Below are 18,122 nucleotides of genomic sequence, written 5' to 3'. Positions count from 1 at the left end.
CGCGACCAAAGGCAAGCGGAGGTTATATGAGCGCGTCGCCGCGTCAAGCGCAGGGAGTGAAGGCGGGAAATGCAAGGGCAGCGATCGGTCCGGCGGGACCAGCCGGCCCCGTCGCCTCCGCCTGGTCAGCCCGGAAGCAGCCGGGCGCCGGCGCGGCGCGCCTCCAGGGCGATCGCCGCCATGCAGACGAGGGCGATCGGCAGGGCGACGAGGTTCATCGTCTCCCAGCCGCTGGTGACGAAGACCCGTCCCGACATGAACGAGGAAAAGGCCACGGTCGTGAACAGAGCGAGATCGTGAAAGCCTTGCGTCTTGCCCTTCTCGGAAGGCCGGTAGGTGTCGGCGACCATCGCCGTCGCGCCAATGAAGCCGAAGTTCCAGCCGAGACCGAGAAGAACGAGGCCGAGCCAGAACTGCCAGACGGAGATGCCCGACAGGAACACCCCGAAGCTGGCAAGAAGCGCCAGGAGCCCCGCCGCGATGACCCGCTCCTTGCCATAGCGGGCGATCAGCCGACCGGTGAAGAAGCTCGGCCCGAACATCGCCATGACGTGCCACTGGATGCCGAAGAAGCCGATCTCCTGGGGGTGGCCGCAGGCGACGATGGCGAGCGGCGCGCCGGTCATGACGAAGCTCATCATCGCGTAGCTGCCGACGCCGCACAGAAGCGCCGTCAGGAAACGCGGCTGGACGAGGATCTGGGAGAGCGGGCGGGCGGGAGCGGACGGCGCCTCGCCCGGCTCGGCCACGGCCGCGTCGACCACCTTCAGCCGGGACAGCACGAAGACACCGACAAAGCCGAGGATCGAGACGCCGAAGAAGGCGCCGGCAAATTCCGCCGGCCGGAAAAGGCCGGTGGTGAAGTTGACCATCTGCGGGCCGATGACCGCGGCGAACATGCCGCCGGCCAAAACGACGGAGATCGCCCGCGCCTGATAGTCGCGCGGCGCACCGTCAGTCGCGGCGAAGCGATATTGCTGGGTGAAGGCGTTGCCGCAGCCGACCAGCAGCATCGACGCGACGAAGAACCAGAAGGACTGGGCCAGCAGCGCGAAGGCGGCAAGCATCCCGCCGATCGAAACGACCAGCGCCCCGGAGGAAAAGCCGAGCCGCCGCCCGATCGCCCGCATCAGCGCCGCCGCCGGCAGCGCACCGAGCGCGACGCCGACGTTGAAGCCGGTGACCGGCAGCGTCGCCAGCGACTTGTCCTCGAGCAGCAGCCAGGTGCCAGCGAGGCCGCCGGTGGAGATCGCCACCGGGGCGGCCGAGCCGACGATGGCCTGGGCGGCAGCCAGGACGAGGGCATTACGCCGCGCGGTCCTGATCCCCAATCCGCCGACCGGCTCCGCCGCGACGGTCACGGCCGTTCGCGCCTTGCGGCGTTTCCGCCCGCCTCGGGGCGTTGTTCCTTGGCGATCCGGTCGAGCACGGCGTTCACCAGCCGCGGCTCCTCCTCGGTGTAGAAAGCCCGCGCCACGTCGACATATTCGTTGATGATGACTGCGACCGGAACGTCCAGCCGCGAACGGATTTCGAAGACGCCGGCGCGCATCAGCGCCCGCAACGTCGTGTCGAGGCGGGCGAGCGGCCAGTCGGTCGGCAGCGCCTTGTGGATCAGCGGGTCGATTGCCGTCTGCTGACGCACGACGCCCGAGACGACGTCGCGAAACCAGGCAGCATCGGCATCGCGATACTGCTCGCCGTCGATCTCCCGGCCGAGCCGGAAGGATTCGTACTCGGCGACGGTTTCCATCAAGGTCGAACCGCCGACCTCCATCTGATACAGTGCCTGGACGGCGGCGAGGCGCGCTGCGCCCCGCTTGTTGGCGGCCTTCGCCGCCGGCCGTTGCGGCTGCGCGGATTCCACCATCGTCAGGCTCCGAAATGGTCCCGGAGGGCGACCATGCGCAGCGCCGTCCGCGCCGCCTCGCCGCCCTTGTTCTTCCTGTCGGGATCGGCGCGCACCAGCGCCTGTTCCTCGTTCTCGACGGTGAGGATGCCGTTGCCGATGGCAATGCCCTCGTCGACGGAGAGCGACATCAGCGCCCGGGCGGATTCGCCCGCGACGATGTCGAAGTGGAACGTCTCGCCGCGAATGACGCAGCCGAGCGCGACGAAGCCGTCGTAGTCCGTGCCGCCGCCGTCGGCGCCGGACAGGGCGAAGACGATTGCCGCGGGCGCTTCGAGAGCGCCCGGCACGGTGACGACCTCGTAGGTCGCGCCGACTTCCTCGAGTGCGGCCTTGGCGCCAGTCAGGAGATGATCGGCGACGTGCTCGTAATAGCGCGCCTCGACGATCAGGATGTGCGGTTTGGCCGCCATGGGATGTGCCCTTTCAAGGCCTTGTCGCCGCTGGACGCTCTTGCGCGTCTACCGGTCAATCGATGGATCTGCGGATCTTCTGGGCGACGTGGAGCGTAAGATCGAAGGCGGCGCGGAGCCGGAAAAGAAGCGACGCGGTCGCTTCAGCCGGTCGGCGCACCGAACAGGCGCTCGGCATAGCGCGCAATCTGGTCGATCTCAAGATTGACGACGTCGCCGGGCTGCCGTTCGCCCCATGTCGTCACCGCGAGCGAGTGCCGAATGAGCAGGACGTCGAAGACGTCGTCATCGACCGAATTCACCGTCAGCGACGTGCCGTCGAGGCAGACGGAGCCCTTGCGGGCGATGTACTGCTTCAGCTCCTGTGGCGCCCTCAGGCGAAACCGTACCGCCTCCCCCTCGTCATTGCGCGAAACGATCTCCGCCCGGCCGTCGACATGGCCGGAGACGAGATGGCCACCGAGTTCGTCGCCGACCTTCAGGGACCGTTCGAGATTGATCTGCGTCCCCGCCTGCCAGGTGCCGGCGCTGGTCAGCCGCAACGCTTCTTCCCAGGCCTCGACCTCGAACCAGCGAGCGTTCGACGTCGGCTCGGGCAGCGCCGTCACGGTGAGGCAGACCCCGGCGCAGGCGATCGACGCGCCGATGTCGATGCCCCTGGGGTCGTATTCGGTGGCGACGCGGAAGGCCTTGCCCGCCTCGCGCGGCGCGACCTCTTCGATCCGGCCGATGTCGGTGACGATCCCGGTGAACATCAGAGCCTGTCTCCGCAAGAAAATTCGAACCATCTGTCGGCGCCGAAAACGTCCTGGCGCAACAGGTCGAAACGCCGCCGGGCGCCATCGACGTCGATCGGCGCCTTCAGCCCGTCTTCGCCGATCTCGATTGCGCCCTCGGCCAGGATCAGCCGGTCGACCAGCGACGCGTCGAGAAAGCTCGCCGCGATCGTCGCCCCGCCTTCGACCATGATCGAGGTGATGCCCGTCGCGGCGAGATCCTCCAGAAGTTCCGGCAGCGCCACCCGGCCGGTTTCGGGATCCGGGACGCAGGCGACGAAGGAAACGCCCTCCACCGCAAGCGCGGCACGGCGTCCGGCATCGGAACTTTGATAGGTCGCGATCATCGTCGGCACGGTCCGGGCGGTGCGTGCCACCGTCATCTCCGGCGAGGTGCGCAGATGCGGATCGAGGACGATCCGCGCCGGCGAGCGGTCGCCCAAGCCCGGCAACCGGCAGTCGAGCCGCGGATCGTCTTCGAGCGCGGTGCCGGCGCCGACCAGGATGGCGTCGTGGCGAGCCCGCACGAGATGGGTCTGGGCGTCGGAGGTCGGCCCGGTGATCTTCACCTGCCCGCCACCCCGGACGCCGATCCGCCCGTCCCGCGACAGAGCGAGTTTCAGGGTCACTCCCGGCCGGCCGAGGCGGTGCCGGGTGAGATAGCCCTCGATCGTGCGGGCCGCCTCCCCCGCCATCACCTGCGGTGTGACCGAGACGCCGCCCGCAAGCAACATCCCGTGCCCCTTGCCGTTCACCCGCGGATCCGGATCGGCGGCGGCCGAGACCACGCGCGCAATGCCGGCCCTGACGAGGGCCTCGGCGCAGGGCGGCGTGCGGCCGTGATGGGCGCAGGGCTCGAGCGTCACATAGGCCGTCGCGCCGCGCGCCAGTTCGCCCGCCTCGGCCAGGGCGCCGGCCTCGGCATGGGGCCGGCCGCCGAGGGCGGTGACGCCGCGGCCGACGATCCGCGGCCCGCGCCCGTCGCTTTCGTCCCGGACGATCAGCGTGGCGACGGAAGGATTGGTTCCCGTCCGGCCGACATTGCGCATGGCATAGCGGATCGCCGCTGCCATGAAGCGTCGGTCCTCGGGCCGTTCCGGCGAAAAGATCGGATGCTCAGTCGTCATGGGAGTCACTCGGTTCTATCGAGACGGCCGGCGTCGGCGCGATCACAGCCTCCTTGTGGGTCCGCGCCAACTCGCCGATCACCGATTCGAAGTCGCTCGCCTCGGCAAAATCGCGATAGACCGAGGCGAAGCGCACATAGGCGACGTCGTCGAGACCTCTCAGGGCCTCCATCACCATCGCTCCGATCACGTCCGACCGCACCTCGGCCTCGCCCATCTGTTCGAGCCGGCGCACGATGCCGGAAATCATCCGCTCGACCCTCGGGGGATCGACGGGCCGCTTCCTCAACGCGATCTCGATCGAACGGGCGAGCTTGTCGCGCTCGAACGGCACCCGCTTGCCGGATTTCTTCAAGACGTGAAGTTCGCGCAACTGCACCCGCTCGAAAGTGGTGAAGCGGCCCGAACAGTCCGGGCAGACCCGCCGCCGGCGGATCGCCGCGCCATCCTCGGCGGGGCGAGAATCCTTCACCTGGCTGTCCTGGGAGCCGCAAAAGGGACAGCGCATCGTTTCCCCACTCCTGGATTCATACAAAGAAAAGGCCGCGCGAAGGCGGCCTTCTCAGATAAGGATGGTCCGGCTGGCCGAAAAGCTCCCGGCCCGCTCAGATCGCCTGATAGATCGGGAAACGGTCCGTCAGCGCGATGACGCGCTCCTTCACCGACGCCTCGACCTCGGGGTTGCCGTCCTCCGAATTGGACTTGCGCAGGCTGTCCAGCACTTCGAGGATCAGCTTGCCGACCTCGCGGAATTCGGCGGTGCCGAAGCCGCGGCTGGTCGCCGCCGGGGTGCCGAGCCGAATGCCCGACGTGATCATCGGCTTCTGCGGGTCGTTCGGCACGCCGTTCTTGTTGCAGGTGACGTTCGCCCGGCCGAGCGCCTTTTCCGACGCCTTGCCGGTGAGGTTCATCGGGCGCAGGTCGACCAGCATCAGATGGGTGTCGGTGCCGCCGGAGACGATGTCGAGGCCGCCCTCCCGCAGCGTCTCGGCCAGAACCTTGGCATTCTCGCAGACGGCGGCGATGTAGGACTTGAAGCCCGGCTGCAGCGCCTCGCCGAAGGCCACCGCCTTACCGGCGATGACATGCATCAGCGGGCCACCCTGCAGGCCCGGGAAGATCGCGGAATTGATCTTCTTGGCGATCTCCGCGTCGTTGGTCAGAACGATGCCGCCGCGCGGGCCGCGCAGGGTCTTGTGGGTCGTCGAGGTGGCGACGTGGGCATGCGGGAACGGGCTCGGATGATGGCCGGCCGCGACGAGCCCGGCGAAATGCGCCATGTCGACCCAGAGATAGGCGCCGACCTTGTCGGCGATGGCGCGGAAGCGCGCGAAGTCGATCTGCCGCGAATAGGCCGAGCCGCCGGCGACGATCACCTCCGGCTTGGTATCGATCGCCAAGCTCTCGACCTGGTCGTAGTCGATCAGGCCGGTCGAGGTGTCGAGACCGTACTGCACGGCGTTGAACCAGCGGCCGGAGAGGTTGGGCTTGGCGCCATGGGTCAGATGGCCGCCGGCATCGAGGCTCATGCCGAGCAGCGTCGCGCCGGGCTTCGACAGCGCCAGCAGCACCGCCTGGTTGGCCTGGCTGCCGGAATTGGCCTGGACGTTGGCGTATTCGCAGCCGAACAGGGTCTTCACCCGGTCGATCGCCAGTTCCTCGACGATGTCGACATACTGGCAGCCGCCATAGTAGCGCCGGCCGGGATAGCCCTCGGCATATTTGTTGGTGAGGACGGAGCCCTGGGCTTCCATGACGGCGCGCGAGACGATGTTCTCCGAGGCGATCAACTCGATTTCGTGGCGCTGGCGGCCGAGCTCCTTCTCCATGGCGGAGAAGACGTCCGGATCGCTCTCAGAAATGGGGGTCGTGAAGAAACCCGAGAAATCGCTCTTGGCGTCGGCGCTTGGGGCCTGGCTCATGGTGTCACTCTCCTCTGGCGGATGGTCGCTCGGCGGCGGGGCCGGAGCCAGGCGCGAGAAAGCGTACGTGGCTGGCCGCTCACGTGCCGCTTACCACAGCGCCGGGCCATCTCCAAGCAAGCCGACATGCCTGCGCCAAGGTGCAGCTGTTCGCAATGGCCGCGGAGACCGAAATTCGCCCGGCTTTCGCCGAATTCGCTTCTGGTCCGCATCAGTCCGCAGACGATGGACGATCTCGTCCCTCGCAGGATGGCGACCGTGGCGCGTGGCGGACGACCAGTCGCAAAAGCGGCGGCCGGATCTTCGATCCGGCCGCCGGCGCAGCATTTCCTGACGCATGGGCACCTGCGGCGCCGCTCCGTCAGCCATGCGAACCCGCTTCCCCGTCAGTCGACACGATAGAGCGGGACCGGCGGCTTGCCGTCGTTTCCGCCGCGGCCGCCGCGGTCATGGTCGCGGCCCCCGCGATTGCGGTCACCATGGTCCCCACGGCCGCGGCGGTCGAAATCGCCACGGTCCGGCCCGCGGCCGGGACGGTCGAAGTCCGCGCGGTCCGGCCCGCGATCACGATCACGATCACGGAAATCGGGACGCCTGTCGCCACGGTCGCGATCCCGCCCGCGGTCGCCGTAGTCAGGCCCCCGGTGAGGGCCGCGGCCGTCGCGGTCACCCCAATCGCGATCCGGGCCGCGGTCGCCTCGGTGGCGATCCGGGCCGCGATGATCGCGATCCCGGCGATCGCCACGATCCCAATCCGGGCCCCGATGCCCCCGGAAGCGATCGCGGTCGCGGTAGAAGTTGCGGCTGCGATAGTGGTCGCCCCAATAATTGTCGACCGAGAAGGTGATCACCGGCGCGGAATAGGGGTCGAAGTCGTGACGGCCGGAATAGTTGCCGCCGGTCAGTGCGATGTAGTTGGCCGAGATCCAGCCACGCTGGCCGCGGAACCGCACGTCGCACCAGGAGCGGGTCTGCAGGCAGCCGAACACCCTCAGCCCCTCGCCGGCGACGAGAACGTCGACGACCGGATAGTCCGTCGAGGGCCCGGCGCGCAAATTGACGTTGGTGGTCGCGATGGCCTTTTCCGAGGCATGGGCAGAGCCTGCGGGGAGCGCGACGGCGCTCGCCAGCGCCGCCGCTGCGAGAAGCGTCTTCTTCATGATGGGTGTTCCTCCTGCCGAAAAATCCCTGGTCGGGGGCTCCCGACCGTTTCGACTGCAGGAAAACATAGTGCGTCCGAACGGTTCCGTAACGGCGCCTTCATCTGCCGTTCATGTTGAACGGAGACTGAAGGCGCCGTCTGCCGGAAGAATGCCGGCATCGGCCCGGCGTCGCCTCAGAGCCGCGCCTCGATCGCGTCCCAGATCATCGCCGCGATGTCGTTGCCGCCGAAGCGCGAGACCTCGCGGATGCCCGTCGGCGACGTGACGTTGATCTCGGTGAGCAGCCCACCGATGACGTCGATGCCGACGAAGAGGAGGTTGCGCTCCTTCAGCGCCGGCCCGATCCGCGCGCAGATTTCCCGTTCGCGCGCCGTCAGCTCGGTGGCGGTAGCGACGCCGCCGACATGCATGTTGGAGCGTGCGTCGGTCTCGGCCGGGACCCGATTGATCGCACCGGCGACCTCGCCGTCGACGAGGATGATGCGCTTGTCACCCTGGCGCACCTCCTTGAGGTAGCGCTGGACGATGAACGGCTCACGGTAGAGCAGGCCGAAGGTCTCGAAGAACGAGGTGAGGTTGCGGTCCTGCGGGGTGATGTGGAAGACGCCCGCCCCGCCATTGCCGTAGAGCGGCTTCATGATGATATCGCCGAACTCGGCGCGGAACTCCATCACCTCGGCCATGTCCTTGGTGATCAGCGTCTCGGGCATCAGGTCGGGAAATTCGGTGACGAAGATCTTTTCCGGCGCATTTCGCACCTGCGCCGGATCGTTGACCACGAGCGTCTTCGGCTGCACCCGCTCGAGGATGTGGGTCGCCGTGATGTAGGCCATGTCGAAGGGCGGATCCTGGCGCAACAGGACGACGTCCGAGTCGCCGAGATCGCGCTTTTCCGAAGGGCCGAGGGTGAAATGGCTGCCCTCCTCCTCGCGCAGTTCCATCACCTCGCCGCGCACCGTCACCCTGCCGTCGCGCAGCGACAGCCGCTCGGGCGTATAGTGGAACAGCGAGTGCCCGCGCCGCTGCGCTTCGAGGCACATGGCGAAGGTCGAATCGCCCTTGATCGAAATCGACGAGACGTGGTCCATCTGGACGGCGACATCGAGCGCCATGGCGGCATCTCCGCTTAGATCGTGATCGTTGCCGGTGGTGGTAGCGCCGCGCCGGACCGCTGGCAATGTCGGCCGCGTTGATGGATCGGTCACCGCTCGCATCCCATTGCGCCGTGAGCGCAGCGTGGCCTTGCGACGATCCGCCGCCGTTATCCCGGCCGTCAGGCCCGTAAAAGCGTTAGGGTGTATTTGCTGCATTGCAAAAAGCCATTCCGGCAATACCTGGGATCGGACTTTACCAACAATCGTCAAATCGAGGTCCGATCGTGGAGCATTACGACTTCATCGTCATCGGCTCAGGCCCCTCCGGCCGCCGAGCCGCCATCCAGGCCGCCAAGCTGGGGCGAAGCGTCCTCGTCGTCGAACGGGGGCGGAAGGTCGGCGGCGTCTCAGTTCATACCGGCACGATCCCGTCGAAGACCCTGCGCGAGACGGTTCTCAATCTCTCCGGCTGGCGCGAGCGCGGCTTCTACGGCCGGGCCTACCGGGTCAAGAAGGACATCACCGCGAGCGACCTGCGCGATCGCCTGCATCTCACCCTCAGCCACGAGGTCGAGGTGCTGGAACACCAGTTCGCCCGCAACCGCGTCTCGGTGCTGCGCGGCGAGGCGCGCTTCGTCGACGCCCATTCGATCGAGGTCACGGGCGACGAAGGCGACATCCACCATTTCACCGGCGCCAACTTCCTGATCGCCACCGGCACCCACCCGTTCCGGCCGGACTACATCCCCTTCGACGGCAAGACCGTCCTCGACTCGGACGAGATCATCGAGCTCGCCACCCTGCCGCGCTCGATCGCGGTCATCGGCGCCGGCGTCATCGGCGTCGAATATGCGACGATCTTCAACGCCCTCGACGTGAAGGTGACGCTCATCGAGCCGCGCGATTCCATGCTCGACTTCCTCGACAAGGAACTCCTGTCGGACTTCACCTACCAGCTGCGGGACTCAGGCATGGTCCTGCGCTTCGGCCACAAGGTCGAGACGGTGACGAAGACCCCGGACGACTACTGCAAGATCGAGTTCGAGGGCGGCGGCCACGTGCGTGCGCAGATGCTGCTCTTCGCCGCCGGCCGCATGGGTTCGACCCGCGCGCTCAATCTCGAAGCCTGCGGCCTGTCGACCGACCATCGCGGCCGTCTCGCCGTCGATCCCAAGACGCTGCAGACCGCGGTGCCGCACATCTATGCCGCCGGCGACGTCATCGGCTTTCCGAGCCTCGCCTCGACCTCGATGGAACAGGGCCGCGTCGCCGCCTGCCACGCCTTCGGCTTTTCCGCCGTCGAGCCGCCGGAATACTTTCCCTACGGCATCTATTCGGTGCCGGAAATGTCGATGGTCGGCATGACCGAGCGCGAGGTGGCCGAACGCCACATCCCCTACGAGGTCGGAACCGCCCGTTTCCGCGAGACCTCGCGCGGCCACATCATGGGCCTCGACAAGGGCATGCTGAAGATGATCTTCAGCCTGAAGACCCGCCGCCTGCTCGGCTGCCACATCGTCGGCGAGGGCGCCACCGAGTTGATCCACATCGGCCAAGCCGTCCTCAACCTGAAGGGCACGCTCGACTATTTCGTCGAGAACACCTTCAATTATCCCACCCTCGCCGAGGCCTACAAGGTCGCCGCCCTCGACGCCTACAACCGCATGGCCGGCCCCGACGTGGCGCCGCATATTTCGGGCGAGGAGTAGGACCAACTGGACGCGGGAGTTGTTGGGCGGGGTGCAGTCGAGCATGAGCGATGCGAAAGACGCCGATACGGTGGGCAGGTGAGGAACCTGGGGCCGGATACGTCGGCAAAACGCGATCAACCGGTCAGGGCTGATCGTTCTTCCGGGTCTGCGCCACCCCCCGGCGTTCGACGCACTGCCCGATAGCCGGTGGCCGCACTGACCGCCGGCTTCTGGGCGTTATCTCAGGCGGGCCTGTCTTCCAGATAGTGCATGGTGTAGCCGTCCCGATCGGTGATGCGGGTGAACTCGTCGCGCCCGCAGACGAACATTTCGGGTTCCACCGTCATGTAGTGCAGCTTGTATTTCGGACCGAAGCGGATGACGCCGATGCCATGGTAGGGCAACAGGTTCGATCTGAGCTTGTACTCGGGGTAGAGACGCAGGCCGAGCACCGGAATTCCCTTCGTATGGATCGTCGCGCGCAGCGCGCTGGGGAAGAATTCTTCCTCCCAGCGCAGGTCAGCAGCGGCAGCCTTCAGCGCCCGGTATTCGGCGAGGCCCGCCCGCGCCCGGCGATGGAGCTCTTCCGTCGCTTTCCCGGCGCCCGTCCCGCCGAACTGCTCGCGAAGCGCATCGTAACCCAGCTGGCGCTTGGCGGTGTTGATGCTCGCTGCCATGCTGGCGAGCCAGACATCATGAGACTCGGGGCTGAGGCCGTCGGCGAAGGGGTCGTCGTGGAAGCGTGCGGACCAGTGCTCGAAGCTCGCCTGGAATTCCTCGAAGCGACCGGACAGGATCTGCGCCATGTCGTGGAGCTTGATGGTGTCGCCGCAGCCGATCGTCTCGACCATCTGACGCAGAAGATCGACGTAGCGCAGCGCTTCGACGGCGGTCACGCCGAAGGGCAGGCCGTAGAAGGTGCTGTCGGTGACCAGATGGAACACGGCTCCCGCGGGGTACAACTGGCGGATCATCTCGGCGATGTTCGCCATGTGCCGGAGCGAGACCTCCTCGGCGGTCGTCGGCACCGTGAGCTGCAGCCGTTTCACCGGGTTGCGGATGACGCAGAACACGGGAAGCAGGATGCTGATCGGCTCGCCCTTCCCGCAGGCTTCCCTGATCCGACCCTTCCAGATCTCGCTTTCGGCGTAGCGGCTGCGGGAGTTGAACTGGATCGTGCGATGATTGATCAGCTCGAAGATGCGCTCGTGAACGGGCTTGCCGGCCGTCTTCTTCTGGAAGGCCTCCCAATCCAGGCGGCGGATGTGGACGCATTCGGCGAGGATCTGCTCGTCTTCCGGTGCCGTCGGCCGGGTCTTCTGGGGCTGCAGCCTGGGATCGGTCTCGGGCCATGCGTCGTGGAAGCTCAGCCTTGCATCGCTGATGGCCTCGCCATCACGGCCGACGTCGATATAGGACGGTGCGAGATAGTTCATAGGTCTGTTCCTCTGCAATTGGGCTGACGAAATCTGATCCGGCCGGCCGCATTCGGTGAAACGGCCGGAAAAACGGCGTGTCTCGGGCAAGCCCGCTGCCTGGAGCCGGTGCCTGGGCACGGGACTTTGCTTCAGACGCCGGTGATTGCTGAATCAGATCTACCGCGGCTCATCGCGCCGCGCTGTGTCGCGCGTCACGCCCCGGGAGGGACACCGATCGTGGTCCCCGACGTCGTCAAACGGCGTCCGGCGGCGCCCTCGACCGTCGCCCCGACCCGAGCGTCGCAGGCCGTGCCGGCCCCTTTGCTGTTGGCGTGGTGGCTCGCGTAGCCCGACGCCACGAATCCCCAAAATCGGGTCCGGGCTTGAATTCTACAATGATCCTTGTATACTCGTATCCATGGATGATCATCGCGCCGTTTCCGCTCTCGCAGCCCTCGCCCATGCCGACCGCCTCCGGGCGTTTCGCCTGCTGGTCAAGGCGGGGCCTAACGGGCTGCCGTCGGGCGAGATCGCCGAGCGGCTATCGATCATGCCAACGCGGATGAGCTTTCACCTCGCCGGCCTCGATCGCTCCGGCCTCGTCCATTCCTGGCGCGACGGCCGGCAGGTTCGGTACGCCGTGCGCTTCGAAGCGATGCGCGCCCTCCTCGCCTTCCTCGCCGAGGACTGCTGCGACGGACATCCGGAGATCTGCGGCGTCGGCGCCCTCCCGTCATGCGACGAAGGATGCCCGGATGCCGGGAAAACAGCGAAGCGGCGCCAGACCGTCAGCTGAGACATCGTTCCAAAGGGAGGAAGCCATGGCCGACGAAAACTACAACGCCCTGTTCCTGTGCACCGGCAATTCGGCCCGCTCGATCATCGCCGAAAGCATCATGAACCGCGACTTCTCCACCCGCTTCCGCGCCTTTTCGGCCGGCAGCCAGCCGCGCGGCGAAATCCATCCGCTGACGCTCGATCTGTTGCGCCGGCTGAATTTTCCGGTCGAGGGGCTGCGGTCGAAACCCTGGGAGGAGTTCGCCGAGGGCACGGCCGGCGCGCCGCAACTCGACTTCGTCTTCACCGTCTGCGACGATGCCGCGGGCGAGGCCTGCCCGGTCTGGCCGGGCCAGCCGATGAGCGCCCATTGGGGCGTTCCCGACCCCGCCAAGGCAGAAGGCACCCCGGCCGAGCGCGCCCTCGCCTTTGCCGACACCTTCCGCCTGATGAACAACCGGATCTCGATCTTCGGCAGCCTGCCGATCAGGAGCCTCGACAAGATCAGCCTGAAGCGCCGTCTCGACGCCATCGGAACCGGCGCCGCCGAAAATCCGGATAACAAGGTCGCGTGAGCCGCGAGTTCGATCTTCCCCGCCGGCTCGTCGCAGAGGCCCTCGGCACATTGCTCCTCGTCGCGACGGTGGTCGGCTCGGGCATCATGGCCGAGCGGCTGACAGACGACACCGCCCTCGCCCTCCTCGGCAACACGCTGCCGACGGGGGCGATCCTCGTCGTCCTGATCACCATCCTCGGCCCGATCTCCGGCGCCCATTTCAACCCGGCGGTCACGCTCGCGATGCTGCTCCGCGGGGCGATCGGCCGGCATTCGGCCGGCCTCTACGTCGCAGCCCAGATCCTCGGCGGCATCGCCGGCACGGTTGCCGCCCACCTGATGTTCGAAATTCCGGCCCTCGGCCTGTCCGCCCACCTGCGCACAGGGCCCGCCCAGTGGTGGGCGGAGATCGTCGCGACCTTCGGCCTCGTCGGCGTCATCCTCGGCGGCCTCAGGTTCAACGGCCCGGCGATCCCCTGGCTGGTCGGCCTCTACATCACCGCCGCCTACTGGTTTACCGCGTCGACGAGCTTCGCCAATCCGGCGGTCGCCATCGCCCGGGCCTTCACCGACACCTTCTCCGGCATCAGGCCGCTCGACGTTCCGGCCTTCATCCTCGCCGAATGCATTGGCGCGGTGCTCGCCACCGCACTATTTGGCTGGCTGCTGCATCCCGGCACCCGGCTGACCATCCGCGGTGCGCTGCGCGGTGCGGCCGACTGAGCCTTCGCCCCCGATCTACCATCTCGACAGAGAGCTCCCGATGACCGTCACGATCTACCACAACCCGCAATGCGGCACCTCGCGCAACACGCTGGCGATGATCCGCCAGTCGGGCGAGGAGCCGCAGGTGATCGAATATCTGAAGACCCCGCCGAGCCGCGAGACGCTGATCGAGCTTCTCGACATGATGGGCATGAAGCCGCGCGACCTGCTGCGCGAGAAGGGCACGCCCTATCACGAGCTCGGCCTCGACGACCCGGCGCTTTCCGACGAGGAGCTGCTCCAGGCGATGATGGAAAACCCCATCCTGATCAACCGGCCGATCGTCGTCACCGACAAGGGCGTCCGGCTCTGCCGTCCCTCGGAAAAGGTGCTGGAGATCCTGCCGAACCCGGCGATCGGTGCATTCACCAAGGAAGACGGCGAGGTCGTCCAGGCCCGCAACTGACGAGCCGGCCAGCCGCGCACCCCACCGGTGCGACCTCTGCGGCAGGCCAGATGCCCTTCATCAAAACGAACGATCGCTTGCCCCACATGCCCCTTTCAGACCTGCCCAATCTCGTCGACGGCGCCCTCCGGCCCGTCGACCCGGCGCTCTATGCGGCGCCGGGCGATCCCGGCCATGCGCCCCGCATCCTCACTCTCTACGGCTCCCTGCGCGAGCGCTCCTTCTCGCGCTTCGTCGCCGAGGAGGCGGGGCGGCTTCTGACCTTCCTCGGCTGCGAGGTGAAGACCTTCGATCCGCGCGGTCTGCCGCTGCCGGACGCCGCCGGAACCGATCATCCGAAGGTCGCCGAGCTGCGCGATCTCGCGAAGTGGTCGGAGGGAATGGTCTGGGTCAGCCCGGAACGGCACGGGGCGATGACCGGCATCATGAAGGCGCAGATCGACTGGATCCCGTTGTCGGAAGGCGCCGTCCGCCCGACGCAGGGCAAAACGCTGGCGGTAATGCAGGTCTGCGGCGGCTCCCAGAGCTTCAACGCGGTCAACCAGTTGCGCATCCTCGGCCGCTGGATGCGGATGGTGACGATCCCCAACCAGTCCTCCGTGGCGAAGGCCTTCAACGAGTTCGACGAGGCCGGCCGGATGAAGCCGTCGGCCTATTACGCCCGGATCGTCGACGTCTGCGAGGAACTGACGAAGTTCACCTATATGACGCGAGGCCGCTCGGCCGCCCTCACCGATCGCTATTCGGAACGCGTCGAGACGGCCGCCGAATTGTCGAAGCGCGTGAATCAGCGGGCGATCTGAGCCGGCGCGGCGAATCTCGCGGCGCATTCGGCTCCGGCCCATCGGCGGCGACAGGCGCTCTGTGAAAACCGGCCAAAGCTGCTATGGCAACTTGGTGACACAGATCGATCCTTCTCCCCCGCCGCGCAGCGCCGTCTACGGCTCGCCGCCCCCCGACCTCGCGGACGTGCCCGAGGGCGCCGTGCAGCTCTCCCCGCTGCGCCCCGGCGCCGAGACGTTGGAGCACCTGCCCGACGGCACGCTTAGCGAGATCGTCGTCGCCGCGCCTCCCGGCGCGATCGAGCGGCGCTTCGTATTGGCCCATGCGCTGCGCGCGCTGACCCCCGGCGGCTCGTTGACGGCGTTGGCCCCCAAGGCCAAGGGCGGCCAACGCCTGCGCGCCGAACTGGAGGCCTTCGGCTGCGAGGTTTCCGAGCACTTCAAGGCCCGCCACCGCATCTGCGCCGTTCGCCAGCCGAACGCGCCGCACGGCCTCGCCGAGGCGATCGCGGCCGGCTCGCCCGTCACGCTGGAGGGGACCTGCCTTCGCTCGCAGCCCGGCATCTTTTCGTGGGATCGCGTCGATCCGGGCACCTCGCTGCTCTGCCGCCATCTGCCGCCCCTCGCGGGACAGGGCGCGGATCTCGGAGCGGGGCTCGGCATCCTGTCCCTGACCGTCCTTAAATCGCCGCGCGTCGAGGCGCTCACCCTCGTCGAGATCGACCGCCGCGCCGTCGAGGCTTCGAAGGTGAACGTCGTCGATCAGCGCGCGCGCTTCCTGTGGTCCGACGCGCGTCAGGCCGCGCTGGGCGATCTCGACTTCGTCGTCTCCAATCCGCCCTTCCATGCCGAGGGGATCGAGGATCGCGGCCTCGGCCAGGCCTTCATCGTCGCCGCCGGCCGGATGCTGCGTCGCTCCGGCATGCTCTATCTCGTCGCCAACCGCCACATGCCCTACGAAGAGGTGCTGCGCGCGACGTTCCGGACCGTGACGACGCTGGCGGACGAGGCCGGCTACAAGATCTTCGAGGCGCGCAAGTGACGAAGACGCCGACGTCCCGTCTCGACAAGCTCTTGGCCAATCTCGGCTACGCCTCGCGGCGCGAGATCCAGATGCTTGCCAGGAACGGCCACATCCTGCTCGACGGCGCCCCGATCCTGCGGGCCGACACTCGGATCGCCCTGAGGCCCGACCTAGAAACCCGGCTGGTGGTCGACGGCGAGGCCCTCGATCCGTTGCCCGGCGTCGCCCTGATGCTGAACAAGCCGCTCGGCGTCACCTGCTCGCACAAGGAGGCGGGTCCGCTGGTCTACGATCTCCTGCCGACCCGCTGGCGCCGGCGCGATCCCGCCATCTCGACGGTCGGCCGGCTCGACAAGGAGACCTCCGGCCTGTTGCTGATGACCGACGACGGTGCCCTGCTGCACCGGATCATCTCGCCGAAGCGCCATGTCGCCAAGCGCTACCGCGCCCGTCTCGCCCGGCCGCTGACCGGCGGCGAGGCCGAGCTCTTCGCCTCCGGCACCTTGATGCTGGAGGGCGAGGAAAAGCCGCTCGCCCCGGCAAGGCTGGAGATCCTCGGCCCGCAGGAGGCGATCCTGCAAGTCCATGAAGGCCGCTACCATCAGGTCCGCCGGATGTTCGCGGCGGCCGGCAACCATGTCGAAGCGCTGCATCGGGAATCGATCGGCGGCCTGGCCCTGCCCGCCGACCTTCCGCCCGGCGCCTTCCGCCGCCTCGGCGACATCGATCTGGCCGCGATCTTCGCCGAAACAGGCAGCGGCGGCTGACGGCCGCGAACGCAGACGAACGTCCCGCCCGGGATGCCACCACCGCGGCCCCATCCGATCCTCAACGCCGCCGTCAGCAGACCGGCAACGCCGCCCCAGGGCCCGCTTCGCCTCGATCGCTTCGACGGGACGGGTGTTTTGCCCGCCCTCCACGTCTTATATCGTCACCATTGGTTGCAGAATGACCTGCATGGGAGGAACGGTCGATGAGCGTCGCATTCGTCAAGGAACCGAACGAGGACCAGGTCGAGGGCTTGCCGGAGCGCGATCTCGGGACGGAACCGAACTTCGTCACCGACCGGGGCCTCGAGATGCTCGACGCGGAAATTGCCAAAGCCGAGGCATCGCTCGAAACGGCGCGGGAGGCGAACGACAAGATCGCCGTCGCGATGATCAATCGCGACCTCAGATACTGGCGCGCCCGCCGCTCGACCGCGCAGCTCATCGTCCCCGAGGCCGACAGCGACGTCGTCCAGTTCGGCCATAGCGTGACGATCGAGCGCCCGAACGGCAAGGTCCAGACCTACCGCATCGTCGGGATCGACGAGGCGGACCCGGAGGAAGGCCTGATCTCCTACCTGTCGCCTCTCGCCCGCCAGCTCGTCGGCAAGGAAGCGGGAGACACTGTCCGGGCAGGCTCCACCGAGGCGGAAATCGTCTCGATCGAATAAGGGCCGGCGGGCGCGGAGCCCGCGGCTCAGCCCCGCGGCTTGTATGTGTGCTCGGCGGCCGGAAACGTCCGCCCGCGCACCTCCCCGGCATAGGCCTTCACTGCCTCCGAGACCGCTTCGCCGATCGCGCCATAGCGCTTGACGAATTTCGGCACCCGCGCCGTCAGCCCCAGCATGTCGTTGAGGACAAGGATCTGCCCGTCGCAGGCCGCCGACGCCCCGATGCCGATGGTCGGGATCGCGACCGTCCGGGTGATCTCTTCGGCGAGCGGCTCCACCACCCCCTCGATCACCACCGCAAAGGCCCCCGCCCCGGCCACCGCCATCGCATCGCCGAGGATCTTCTCCCGCGCCGCCGCGTCGTGGCCCTGACTGCGAAAGCCGCCGAGCGCGTTCACCGCCTGGGGCGTCAGCCCGACATGCGCCATCACCGGAATGCCGCGGTCGGCAAGAAACGCGATGGTCGGCGCCATATGCGCCCCGCCTTCGAGCTTGACCGCGCCGCAGCCCGTCTCCGCCATCACCCGTGCGGCCGCCCGGAACGCATCTTCGGGCGAAGCTTCGTAGCTGCCGAAGGGCATGTCGACGACGATCAGCGCCTCGGCCGTCGAGTTCACGACCGCCCTGCCGTGGGCGATCATCAGGTCGAGGCTCACGCCGAGCGTCGACTCCATTCCGTGCTCGACCATGCCGAGACTGTCGCCGACCAGGATGAAGTCGACCACCGGATCGACGAGGGGCGCCAGGGCGGCGCTGTAGGCGGTAAGCGAGACGATCGGCTCGCCGCCCTTGCGTGCGAGAATCTCCGGCGCCGTGCGGCGCTTCGCCAGGTTTTGCGCGCTCATCGCCCGCCCTCCGTTC

20 protein-coding genes are annotated in these 18,122 nt (G+C 67.5%); 9 read left to right on the top strand and 11 right to left on the bottom strand.

From position 1 onward, the window contains the following. Positions 1-125: 125 nt before the first annotated feature. The 9 genes from GTK09_RS01000 to gshB form a co-directional block, all read right to left on the bottom strand. Complete coding sequence (locus GTK09_RS01000; protein WP_312869528.1) at positions 126-1,361, bottom strand: MFS transporter; 1,236 nt, start codon at positions 1,359-1,361, stop codon at positions 126-128. Further along, positions 1,358-1,870 (bottom strand): transcription antitermination factor NusB, encoded by a 513-nt coding sequence (nusB, locus tag GTK09_RS00995; protein WP_163460620.1) that lies wholly within the window; start codon positions 1,868-1,870, stop codon positions 1,358-1,360. The genes GTK09_RS01000 and nusB overlap by 4 nt, the downstream gene beginning before the upstream one ends. Before the next feature lie 2 nt (positions 1,871-1,872). After that, a complete protein-coding gene (locus GTK09_RS00990) occupies positions 1,873-2,322 on the bottom strand; it encodes a 6,7-dimethyl-8-ribityllumazine synthase (protein ID WP_163460619.1) in 450 nt (149 codons plus the stop codon). Between the two features lie 143 nt (positions 2,323-2,465). Continuing rightward, positions 2,466-3,077, bottom strand: coding sequence for a riboflavin synthase (locus GTK09_RS00985; RefSeq protein ID WP_163460618.1), 612 nt, complete (start codon positions 3,075-3,077; stop codon positions 2,466-2,468). Continuing rightward, positions 3,077-4,225, bottom strand: coding sequence for a bifunctional diaminohydroxyphosphoribosylaminopyrimidine deaminase/5-amino-6-(5-phosphoribosylamino)uracil reductase RibD (gene ribD / locus GTK09_RS00980; protein ID WP_163460617.1), 1,149 nt, complete (start codon positions 4,223-4,225; stop codon positions 3,077-3,079). The genes GTK09_RS00985 and ribD overlap by 1 nt, the downstream gene beginning before the upstream one ends. Beyond that, entirely contained in the window at positions 4,215-4,733 is a 519-nt protein-coding gene (gene nrdR / locus GTK09_RS00975; protein ID WP_163460616.1) for a transcriptional regulator NrdR, read from the bottom strand. Before nrdR ends, ribD begins: the two co-directional genes overlap by 11 nt. A gap of 97 nt (positions 4,734-4,830) precedes the next feature. Beyond that, positions 4,831-6,147: a serine hydroxymethyltransferase gene (gene glyA, locus GTK09_RS00970; RefSeq protein WP_163460615.1), complete on the bottom strand. Its 1,317-nt coding sequence runs from the start codon at positions 6,145-6,147 to the stop codon at positions 4,831-4,833. 386 nt (positions 6,148-6,533) lie between these two features. After that, entirely contained in the window at positions 6,534-7,307 is a 774-nt protein-coding gene (locus GTK09_RS00965; protein ID WP_163460614.1) for an SH3 domain-containing protein, read from the bottom strand. 176 nt (positions 7,308-7,483) lie between these two features. Beyond that, positions 7,484-8,422, bottom strand: a complete 939-nt coding sequence (gene gshB, locus GTK09_RS00960) for a glutathione synthase (RefSeq protein ID WP_163460945.1) — start codon at positions 8,420-8,422, stop codon at positions 7,484-7,486. A 266-nt stretch (positions 8,423-8,688) separates the two neighbouring features. Between gshB and sthA the strand changes: the two genes are divergently transcribed. After that, positions 8,689-10,113: a Si-specific NAD(P)(+) transhydrogenase gene (gene sthA, locus GTK09_RS00955; protein ID WP_163460613.1), complete on the top strand. Its 1,425-nt coding sequence runs from the start codon at positions 8,689-8,691 to the stop codon at positions 10,111-10,113. 224 nt (positions 10,114-10,337) lie between these two features. Here sthA and GTK09_RS27120 read toward each other — a convergent pair whose 3' ends face one another. Then, complete coding sequence (locus GTK09_RS27120) at positions 10,338-11,531, bottom strand: L-tyrosine/L-tryptophan isonitrile synthase family protein (protein ID WP_203560829.1); 1,194 nt, start codon at positions 11,529-11,531, stop codon at positions 10,338-10,340. A 400-nt stretch (positions 11,532-11,931) separates the two neighbouring features. On the opposite strand from GTK09_RS27120, the gene GTK09_RS00940 reads away from it, so the two are divergent. The 8 genes from GTK09_RS00940 (at position 11,932) to greA (ending at position 17,261) form a co-directional block, all read left to right on the top strand. Beyond that, entirely contained in the window at positions 11,932-12,309 is a 378-nt protein-coding gene (locus GTK09_RS00940) for an ArsR/SmtB family transcription factor (RefSeq protein ID WP_163460612.1), read from the top strand. 25 nt (positions 12,310-12,334) lie between these two features. Next, positions 12,335-12,865: an arsenate reductase ArsC gene (locus tag GTK09_RS00935; protein WP_163460611.1), complete on the top strand. Its 531-nt coding sequence runs from the start codon at positions 12,335-12,337 to the stop codon at positions 12,863-12,865. Further along, the gene (locus tag GTK09_RS00930) at positions 12,862-13,569 is read left to right on the top strand and encodes an MIP/aquaporin family protein (protein ID WP_163460610.1); all 708 of its coding nucleotides are present in this window, start codon (positions 12,862-12,864) and stop codon (positions 13,567-13,569) included. Before GTK09_RS00935 ends, GTK09_RS00930 begins: the two co-directional genes overlap by 4 nt. A 40-nt stretch (positions 13,570-13,609) precedes the next feature. Further along, positions 13,610-14,017: an arsenate reductase (glutaredoxin) gene (arsC, locus tag GTK09_RS00925; protein ID WP_163460609.1), complete on the top strand. Its 408-nt coding sequence runs from the start codon at positions 13,610-13,612 to the stop codon at positions 14,015-14,017. Positions 14,018-14,103: 86 nt separating this feature from the next. Beyond that, positions 14,104-14,820: an arsenical resistance protein ArsH gene (gene arsH, locus GTK09_RS00920; protein WP_163460608.1), complete on the top strand. Its 717-nt coding sequence runs from the start codon at positions 14,104-14,106 to the stop codon at positions 14,818-14,820. Positions 14,821-14,914: 94 nt separating this feature from the next. After that, positions 14,915-15,841, top strand: coding sequence for a class I SAM-dependent methyltransferase (locus GTK09_RS00915; protein ID WP_163460607.1), 927 nt, complete (start codon positions 14,915-14,917; stop codon positions 15,839-15,841). After that, positions 15,838-16,590, top strand: coding sequence for a pseudouridine synthase (locus GTK09_RS00910; RefSeq protein ID WP_163460606.1), 753 nt, complete (start codon positions 15,838-15,840; stop codon positions 16,588-16,590). Before GTK09_RS00915 ends, GTK09_RS00910 begins: the two co-directional genes overlap by 4 nt. A 206-nt stretch (positions 16,591-16,796) precedes the next feature. After that, positions 16,797-17,261: a transcription elongation factor GreA gene (gene greA / locus GTK09_RS00905; protein ID WP_163460605.1), complete on the top strand. Its 465-nt coding sequence runs from the start codon at positions 16,797-16,799 to the stop codon at positions 17,259-17,261. A 26-nt stretch (positions 17,262-17,287) separates the two neighbouring features. On the opposite strand, the gene panB is transcribed toward greA, so the two are convergent. Continuing rightward, entirely contained in the window at positions 17,288-18,106 is an 819-nt protein-coding gene (gene panB / locus GTK09_RS00900) for a 3-methyl-2-oxobutanoate hydroxymethyltransferase (RefSeq protein ID WP_163460604.1), read from the bottom strand. Positions 18,107-18,122: the final 16 nt, after the last annotated feature.

Origin of the sequence: Jiella pacifica, assembly GCF_010500815.1 — a bacterium.
Classification (GTDB): domain Bacteria; phylum Pseudomonadota; class Alphaproteobacteria; order Rhizobiales; family Rhizobiaceae; genus Jiella; species Jiella pacifica.
Note: the sequence above shows the minus strand (reverse complement) of the source record. Positions and strands in the feature narration are given on the sequence as shown.